Origin of the sequence: Mycobacterium sp. (assembly GCF_008709575.1) — a bacterium.
GTDB lineage: Bacteria > Actinomycetota > Actinomycetes > Mycobacteriales > Mycobacteriaceae > Mycobacterium.
The window spans coordinates 1-839 of the sequence record NZ_VYIK01000244.1; the positions used below are offsets into that span (position 1 = coordinate 1).

The 839-nt window shown below is 67.9% G+C and carries 1 pseudogene; it reads right to left on the reverse strand.

Going from position 1 to position 839, the window contains the following annotated elements:
* Nucleotides 1-477: 477 nt before the first annotated feature.
* Nucleotides 478-839, reverse strand: a pseudogene (locus F6Q13_RS18190) (Dyp-type peroxidase); the annotation flags it as partial.

Below are 839 nucleotides of genomic sequence, written 5' to 3' on the forward strand. Positions count from 1 at the left end.
CCGAGCTGGGTATCCCGGCCGAGGCGCGCGTGGAGCCCGGCTCCCACCGACGGAAGAGGAGCGCCCGCAGCGCAGCGAGGACGAACGACCTTGAGGCCGACGAGGATCCGCTGCATGCTCGGTCGGCGAGAAGCAAGCTGAAAAGTGTTGTGTTAAGCCATCGTCGGGTTCCTCCGGTGTGAGTACGTGGTGTGGTAGATGCGTCGGGCGTGCCGGCGCCCAGCCTTATCTGGGTCCGCAGACCATGGTCCGGCGACATGATGATTGATTGGGTGCCCGACAGGTGCGGGCTGCCGAAAACTGTGCGGCCGCTCATTCTTTCCGGGGCGTCCACCCAGCACAGGGGTGGCGACAGGAGACACTCGGGAGCCAGCCGCAGGCATCAGTGAATTAAGGGGGCATCGCCGAGATCACGCAGACTGTGATAGCAGCGGCGCAGGCCACCTCCTTGGCGTCGGCGGCCGGCGGCGCCAGCGCGTCGTGCACGTACTTCTGCACGTGCACGTAGCAGCCGCCGGCGAAGCCGGGGTTCCTCGTCGCCGATCTGCGTGGAGCTGGCCGCCAGCGGCCCGTCCGGATTCTCGGTTCCGTCGACGAATCCGAGCAGGTCCCGGTTGTCCAAGAACTGGAATCCGTGCACCTCGTCGACGACGGTCACAGCGCCGGCCAGCGCGTCCGTCAGCCGGGTGGCCAACTCGAAGCACACGTCCAAGGTTTCGGCGCGGATGTGAAACAACAGGTCGCCGGCGGTGGCCGGGGCGACGTGCCGCGGACCGTGCAGGGCGACGAACGGGTGCAGCTCGGCGGGCCGCGGACCGGCGAAGAGCCGGTCAAAGGCC